Source organism: Microbacterium sp. H6 (assembly GCF_003314775.1).
In the GTDB taxonomy this organism is placed as follows: Bacteria; Actinomycetota; Actinomycetes; order Actinomycetales; family Microbacteriaceae; genus Microbacterium; species Microbacterium oxydans.
This window is the reverse complement of sequence record NZ_QOAY01000188.1, coordinates 1-285: the sequence shown is the minus strand read 5'-3', so window position 1 is coordinate 285 and position 285 is coordinate 1. Positions and strand designations below refer to the sequence as shown.

The 285-nt window shown below is 71.9% G+C and carries 1 protein-coding gene; it reads right to left on the bottom strand.

Annotated elements, in window-relative coordinates:
* On the bottom strand, positions 1-282 hold a 282-nt coding region (locus tag DSP71_RS23740; protein WP_258546416.1), incomplete at its 3' end, for a 3-hydroxyacyl-CoA dehydrogenase NAD-binding domain-containing protein.
* Positions 283-285 lie beyond the last annotated feature (3 nt).

The window sequence follows — 285 nt, the reverse complement described above, 5'->3', positions numbered from 1 at the left end:
CTCATCGATCGAGATGGAGGAGGTGTTCGAGGCGATGGCGGCGTCCGGTGCGATCTGCGCCTCGACCCGACGGAGCGCGTCGACCTTGAGGGCGAGGTCCTCCGGAACGGCTTCGACGACGAGCGTGCACTGCGCGAACAGGGCGGCATCCGTGCCCGTGGTCAGGCGCGCCCGATAGGCCTCGGGGGAGTCGAGGGCCGTGCCGCGTGCGACCGAGGCGTCGATGGACTCGAGCACGCGTGCCGTGGCCGCCTCCGCCGCGTCGGCGTCGCGTTCGACGATGCC